This is a genomic window from Chloroflexota bacterium, from assembly GCA_013152435.1.
Lineage (GTDB): Bacteria > Chloroflexota > Anaerolineae > DUEN01 > DUEN01 > DUEN01.
In genome coordinates, this window is the sequence record JAADGJ010000108.1 from 1 (window position 1) to 7274 (window position 7274).

Annotated in this window: 5 protein-coding genes; 3 read left to right on the forward strand and 2 right to left on the reverse strand. The window is 64.3% G+C overall.

Going from position 1 to position 7274, the window contains the following annotated elements:
• From GXP39_15620 to GXP39_15630, 3 genes are all read left to right on the forward strand, one after another.
• A partial coding sequence (locus GXP39_15620) for a sugar ABC transporter substrate-binding protein (GenBank protein NOZ29463.1) occupies positions 1–1271 on the forward strand: 1271 nt, incomplete at its 5' end.
• Between the two features lie 173 nt (positions 1272–1444).
• Positions 1445–2374, forward strand: coding sequence for a sugar ABC transporter permease (locus GXP39_15625; GenBank protein NOZ29464.1), 930 nt, complete (start codon positions 1445–1447; stop codon positions 2372–2374).
• A gap of 194 nt (positions 2375–2568) precedes the next feature.
• Positions 2569–3339 (forward strand): carbohydrate ABC transporter permease, encoded by a 771-nt coding sequence (locus GXP39_15630; protein ID NOZ29465.1) that lies wholly within the window; start codon positions 2569–2571, stop codon positions 3337–3339.
• Between the two features lie 244 nt (positions 3340–3583).
• Here the strand turns inward: GXP39_15630 and GXP39_15635 are convergent, their stop codons facing one another.
• Positions 3584–5809: a hypothetical protein gene (locus GXP39_15635; GenBank protein ID NOZ29466.1), complete on the reverse strand. Its 2226-nt coding sequence runs from the start codon at positions 5807–5809 to the stop codon at positions 3584–3586.
• A gap of 11 nt (positions 5810–5820) precedes the next feature.
• Positions 5821–6684, reverse strand: a complete 864-nt coding sequence (locus tag GXP39_15640; GenBank protein NOZ29467.1) for a hypothetical protein — start codon at positions 6682–6684, stop codon at positions 5821–5823.
• Positions 6685–7274: the final 590 nt, after the last annotated feature.

Below are 7274 nucleotides of genomic sequence, written 5' to 3' on the forward strand. Positions count from 1 at the left end.
CTGCCTGCGCGCCGCCGGCCGCTCCGGCGCCGGGCGCTGAGGCGCCGGCCGCCCCGGAGAAGGCCGCGGAGCCCGTCACGCTGCGGTTCCTGACCCAGGGTGGTTCCCAGAGCGCCTTCGATCGCTACGAACCCCTCTTCGCCAAGTTCCAGGAGGCGAACCCGGACATCAAGATCGAGCCCATCTGGGAGCCGGGCGGGGCCATCGAGATCCAGACGAAGCTTCTCACCCTGATCGCGGCCGGCGAGGGGCCGGACACCTACTGGGCTCACACCTACACCAACGCCGGGCAGGCCAAGCGCAACATCCAGATGGACCTCCAGCCGATGATCGATGCCGATCCCTCGGTCAATCCGGAGGACTTCCTGACCGGCGCCTGGCTCGACTTCAACATCGGCGGCAAGCAGATCGGGATCCCTCGTGAGACCACCAGCACGATCCTCATCTACAACAAGCAGCTCTTCGAGGAGAACGACGTTCCTTTGCCCAGCGAGGATTGGACCTGGGCCGACTTCGAGGCTGCGGCCAAGGCTCTCACCAAGGGGGAGGGCGCCGAGCGCATCTACGGCACGGCGGACTGGAACCTGAATCGAAACACCTGGATCAAGATGTGGCAGAAGGGCGGCGACGTCCTGAACGAGGATCGCACCAAGTTCATCATGAACCAGGAGCCCAGCATCTCCCAGGTGAAGGTGATCCAGGGCTGGCACCACGATCTGCAGATCCACATCCCGGGCGTGGAGAAGGGTGGCTTCAGCACCGGCGACCTCTTCACCACGGGCCGCATCGGCATGTTCCCTCAGTTCTCCGTCTTCTTCAACGTCATGGCCTCGGAGTTCGAGTGGGACATCGCCCATCTGCCCGTGGACCCGGGCGACACGCGTACCACTCGCGTGGCCTCGGCGGGGCACAGCATGTACTCGGGCACCAAGAACCCGGACGAGGCCTGGAAGTGGATGGCCTTCCTGGCCAGCGAGGATGCCTTCTGGCACTTCGTCAAGACCGGCCTCAGCGTGCCTTCCCTGCGCGCCGTCGCGGAGGATCCGGAGTTCCTCAAGACCGAGAGCCTGCCGCCCAGCGCTCAGATCATGATCGACGCCTTCGCATATGGGCGGCCGGAGCCGGTGGCGGGCGACTGGATCGGCGTGCATCGTGAGATCCAGGCTGCGCTGGATTCCATCTACGGCGTGGAGAAGGCCGACCCCCAGCAGGCGTTGGACGCGATCGCCGATCGGGTGAACGAGCTGATCGCCTACGTGCCGGGGGTGTAACGAGACCGGCGCCGTAACGCATCGGGGTGCGTGTCACCCGTGGTGCGCGTAAAAGAGAGGGGCAGTGAATGGATCTCACTGCCCCTTCACGATGGCTTGGGAACGTCGCTGCCGAGGACCACGGTTCAACGCAGCGCCCCTCGATGGGATCTCAAGGCAGGGAACGGGATGAAATGAACGTACGTGTTCTTGGGAGGAGATGGCGGCGTAAACGGCGCAGCTTGTTGTGGTCGGAGACACGGGACGCCTTCCTCTTCCTGTTGCCGTGGATCATCGGGTTCCTGGTGTTCACGGCGGGCCCTATGCTGGCGTCGCTCTACATCTCCTTCACGAAATGGGAGATCGTGACCCCTTCCGTGTGGGTGGGGTTGGCCCAGTACGGCAAGCTGCTCCATGACGATCGCTTCTTCCTCTCCCTCTACAATACGGCCTATTATGTGTTCATCGGGGTGCCGCTGCATCTCTTCCTCGCGTTGCTCGCGGCCCTTGCGATGAACCTGAACCTGCGTGGCATACGCGTCTTTCGCACCCTCTACTATGTGCCGTCGATCACGCCGGCCGTGGCCAACGCCATCCTCTGGCTGTGGATCTTTCATCCGCAGTGGGGGCTGGCCAATGCCTTGTTGCAGTGGCTGGGGTTCAAAGGGCTGTACTGGCTGCAGGATCCCAAGCTGGCCAAGCCTTCCTTCATCATCATGAGCTTCTGGACCATCGGCGGCCAGATGGTGATCCTGTTGGCGGGCTTGAAGGGCATCCCGCAGAGCCTGTACGAGGCGGCCGAGATCGACGGCGCCAACACGTGGCAACGGTTCCGAAACGTCACCTTACCCTTGTTGACGCCCGCCATCTTCTTCAATCTCATTATGGCCATCATCGGCGCCTTCCAGGTGTTCACCCAGGCCTACATCATGACGGAGGGAGGGCCGAATTACGCGACCCTGTTCTACGTGCTCTACCTGTATCGCATGGCCTTTGAGAACTTCCGCATGGGGTATGCGTCCGCCATGGCCTGGGTGTTGTTCGTCATCATTCTTCTCTTTACCTTGCTCCAGTTTCGCATTTCGGATCGCTGGGTCTTCTACGAAGGCAAGCTGCGTGAGTGACCGATCGTTGCAGGAGCGGAGAACGAATCGCGGATCGATGGATGAGATGAGGAGTGCTCACAGGAGGTGAAATGCAGGCCAAGTCCCTCGTGCGTGCCAGAGGCCCCGCCCGCCAGTGGATCACGCCCAAGCGCATCCGGGGTTGGGTGCGCGATGCGTTCTGGTATGCCGTGCTGAGTTTCTTCGCCGTCGTCCTGGCGTTGCCACTGGCCTGGCTGGTATCCACGTCCTTGAAGACGGGGGCTCAGACGTTCGTCATGCCGCCCAAGTGGATCCCCGATCCGATCGTCTGGGAGAACTATCCGGAGGCCTTTCGGGCGGTTCCCTTTCACCGCTATTTCTGGAACACGATGCAGATCGTCGTCTTTGCCACGCTGGGAACGTTGATCACGGCTTCCATGTCCGCTTTCGCCTTCGCCCGCCTCCGGTTCCCCGGGCGAGGGTTCCTGTTCGGCCTGGTTCTGTCCACCCTGATGTTGCCCGGCATCATCACGTTGATCCCCACGTTTATCCTTTTCCGGCGGCTGGGATGGGTGAATACGCTGTTGCCGTTGATCGTGCCCTCCTGGTTCGGGGGCGGCGCGTTCAACATCTTCCTCATCCGGCAGTTCTTCATGACGCTTCCCTATGACCTGGATGAGGCTGCCCGGATCGACGGGGCGAGCAACTTCCGCATCTACTGGAACATCCTGCTGCCGCTTTCCAAGCCAGCGCTCGCCACCGTGGGCGTGTTCTCCTTCATCCATCACTGGAACGACTTCTTCCTGCCTCTGGTCTACCTGCAGGACACCAGCAAGTGGACCATGGCCATCGGCCTGCAGGGGTTCAAGGACCTGTATTCGACCAGCTGGAACTTGATGATGGCTGCCTCAACGGCCATGATCATCCCGCTGTTGATCCTCTTCTTCTTCGCCCAGCGGTACTTCGTCAGCGGCATCCATCTGACTGGCATCGCGGGGCGATAGAGGCGGAGTTTTCGGGCGATCATCTGAGGTGCGACGCGTCTCTTGAGGCGCGTCGCACCTTTCTGAGAGTGCGTCTGAAAATTCGCCGGCAAGGTGCCTGGGGGCATCCCCCAACTGCGTGCTCCACAGGGGGAGGTGGGAGAAAGGCTTTTTTCGGGGAAGCTTCGCCCCTCGAGCCTCCCCATGGCAGGAGCAACGGAGTCTCTCAGACACGCTCTGAGATCTAGGTGCCCCGGCTATCCGGCTACGGGCCGACCTCGATCAGCTCCACGGCCCGCGCCGGGATCGTCCCCTCGTAGACGGCGGATCTCTCGTTCAGACGTCCCACGGGTATGCGCCCTCGCCTGTTGATGCGGTATATCCGCCGGCCCGCGCCCGCGTCCTCGATCCTCCACGTGATGTGGTGTGGGCGATCGCTGATGTTCGCCAGCGCCAGCCCGCGTCGCTCGTCGGGGGCGACCCATTGTGAGGCGAGCACGGCGGGCATGCGCCTGCGGACCACGTGTTCCTCGTCCGGTGGCGTGTAGATCCCCCGCACCAGGAACTCCACAATGATCTCGGGTACATCGAGATCAGGCGGCCGCAGCCATCGGCCGTAGAGCAGGAAGGGAGCGGCCAGGAGCCGCGTGTGCACCAGATCGCGCAGGAAGCGCCAATGGGGTTGCAGGCGCGGGTCCTCGAGCTGCTCGGGGTGAACGTTGGCCACCATAGGCTGAGCGCCTGCCACGAATGCTCGCCCCAGTTCGGCATAGAACGCGTCCACGAAGTCCCGCTCGTCGAACCGATGAGACCGGACGGGGCCCTGGGGATGGGGCCACAGCTCATCGTAAGGGGGCGGCGCCAGGGAGGCGTACGATCCAAAGTGCAGCGCGTGGTCATGGTACACCGCGGCGAAGAGAGGCACGGGCTCCCAGTTCAGCCCGATGCGATCGTAGAATCCCATCCGCTCGAACGAGTTGTCCAGCACCAGGAAGGCGTCGAAGAGATCCAGATAGGCCTCGCAGGAGCCCTCGGTGGGGAACATGGCGTCGGGGTGGGCCTGCACCGCGCGACGGACACGCTTGATGAGCTGGCGATAGCCCTGACACCAGTGGTTTCCCCCGCCCGGCGGGTGAGGGTGTTGTGGGTCGAAACATAGCTGCGGGGAGGAGATGCCGATCTGATCGATGTAAACGCCGTCCAGCCCGTAGCGGTTCACCAGATCGTCGGCCAGGCTGCTCAGCGTCGTCTGCCAGAGCGCGGTGGTGGGGCACATGGGCGCCATTTCCGCCCGATTGAAGACGTTGTATACCTCGCGATAGATGTCGCCGTTCTCCTGCTTGCAGGCGGCCTGACGGGCTTGTCTCTCCTCCCAGCTCGGCGCGCCGGTTCCCCAGAGGCGGCCGTTGACGTAGACGATCGCGTGCACCCCCTCCGCATGCAGGCGGTCGATGGCCGAGCGGAAGGAGGCCTCGCCCTCTCGAGGGGGCAGGTAGTCCGGGAAGTGCGTGTCATATGGCGTCCGATGCCACCAGTACCAGTCCAGCGCGATCGGTGCCTCGATCCGCTCGCGTAGCTGCAGGACGCCGGGGAGCACCCGGTCGGAGCGGCCTCGATTCCATACCCACAGACCCGCCTCCAACAGCCAGCGAGGGAGATCGTCTCGAGCGTAGAGGGGACCACGGCAGCACCACGGTTGGGTGACCGCCCAGGTCCGATACCGCTCGGCCGCGTCCATCCAGTCGCCCGTGAAGGCGGCCAGGGCCACGGGATACGGCGGGGCGAAGCGCCCGGCCGTTTGCGGCATGCCTTCGGGGAAGTGCGCAAAGATCAGCGTCCAGTCGGTCGTCCCTTGCTCCCCCTGCACGGTGAGCCGCTTGTAATAGCCGTGGGGATCCTGCGTGATGGCCAGCAGCCCATCTCCACGCGGGCGGTAGTATGCCATGCACTGCATGGTCATCCCGCCCGGGTAGGCCAGGGAGACCCCTCGGCCGATGGTGTCGTTGGCGAAGATGGCCGCGCTGGGATCGCGGACGAGGTAGCCGCCCGCCCGGGGCAGCAGCAGCCGCTCCTCGTCCCCTGGCGCGATGGGGCGCAGCCCGGAGAGGAGGGGGAAATCCGCTCGCCATAACGCCGCGTCCGGCGTCATCCCATCCACGGCCAGCCGCCATTGGAGCAGATCGTCCTGAGGGATCACCGTCGCGGACACGATGATCCCCGGCGCTCCTCGGATGTCCGCCCAAACCAGGCGTAACCCCGCCCCCGTACGCTCGATCCGGCAATCGCGAGCGTCTTGGACGGTCACCTCTCGTGATCGCCCGGCCCGGTCTCGGAGCTCCAGGCGCCAGAGCGATCGGCCGGAGGGGGATTTTCGCAGGAATTCGTGACCGGTGCTGACCCGGCGCAGCGTCCGCAGCCGCCCTCCGGCGTCGAACTCGGCCACCAGATCGCCGCCGACGACCTGATGCCCGCTGTCATGCTCCGATGCCATCCCTTGCTCCCCTATCCCTTCACGACGGGATTGCGCAGCGCGCCGATGCCATCGATCTCGATGGTGACCACGTCCCCGTCGATCAGCGTGAACTCGTCCGGTGGGACGATACCCGTGCCCGTGAGGAGGATGGCCCCGCGCGGGAACTGGTTCTCCCGCCCCAGGTAGCCGACCAGGGCAGTGAACAGGCGGGCCATGCGGTCGGTGCAGGTCTCCCCCTCGAAGACCGCGGCCCCGGCGCGCTCGATCCTCATGCGGATGCCCACGGCCGTCGGGTCGATGCCGGTGCCCGCCAGCCGGATGACGGGCCCCAAGGCGCAGCACTGGCGATAGATCTTCGCCTGCGGCAGATAGAGGGCGTTCTCGCCCTCGATATCGCGGGCGCTCATGTCATTGCCCACGGTAAACCCGACGATCTCCAGGGCGGGGTTGAGCACCAGGGCCAGCTCCGGCTCCGGCACGGTCCAGTCGGAGTCCGCCCGCACGCGCACGGGCTCTTCGGGGCCTACGGTCCGGTCCGGGGTGGCCTTGAAGAAGATCTCCGGCCGGTCGGCCTCATAGACGCGATTGTACAGGTCGATCCCCTGCGATTCTCGCTCCCGGGCGGCGCGGCTGCGGAGATAGGTGACGCCGGCTGCCCACACCTCCTGCTCGTCGATGGGTTTTTCCCAGGATGCGGGGAGGGCCTGGGGGCTGCGATCGGCGATGATGTCCATCAACGCGGCCGCCGGGGAGGTCAGCCCGATCGACCAGGCCAGCAGACGGCTGAGCGTTCCGAATCTTCCGGGATCGATCGCGGTTAGGTCGTATAGCCCCTCATCCACGATCAGGCCGATATGAGGGCCGGTGGGCGTGGCGAAACGGCACAGGAACATACGGACACTCCTTTCTTCCCTTATCTCTCTGGGGCGGGGTGCGACGGCATGGTGCAGTCTATCATGAAAGCGGGCCCTCGTTCAAGTCCATGCGGGGAAGGGTGATGTATCCAAACTGGTGGGAATTCCGCGAGGCCCATCGCGAGCCCTCAGGGGTGCGGAGGGACCTCCCTCCGCCGCAATATCCTCTTCCCCGCCTTGTACCTGCCCTTTCCCAGCCTGATTCGGGTAGGCAAGGCCGAGCGAGGCAGGTGGGGGGCGGAAACCGGGAAGTTTCTTTTGAGGGGCATAGCTCCTCAAAGCTCCAGGGCTTTTCAAAGTTCAAACACCTGCCCCTGGGATCCCACCGTAGGGGCACCCCTTGTGGGCGCCTGAGGCAGCCACAAGGGCTGCCTCTACAAGATCTGAGACGTATTTGGTAGGGGCGCGATGCCGTTGCGTCCCATTGGTATCAACTTAAGCCCCACGAGGGCATGCTTCCACTCCCCAGAGAGGCTCGAGGGGGCGCAGCCCCTTTATAGGGTCATATCCCGAGTCTTTGCGCCTGTCCATACGTGCTCCAAGCGGACAACAGTCCGCTCTGTGTCGCC

What these genes read in the sequence shown, in the direction of transcription:
- GXP39_15640 (NOZ29467.1), bottom strand. Translation starts at nt 6,684, where the DNA reads ATGTTCCTGTGCCGTTTCGCCACGCCCACCGGCCCTCATATCGGCCTG.
- GXP39_15635 (NOZ29466.1), bottom strand. Translation starts at nt 5,809, where the DNA reads ATGGCATCGGAGCATGACAGCGGGCATCAGGTCGTCGGCGGCGATCTG.
- GXP39_15625 (NOZ29464.1), top strand. Translation starts at nt 1,445, where the DNA reads ATGAACGTACGTGTTCTTGGGAGGAGATGGCGGCGTAAACGGCGCAGC.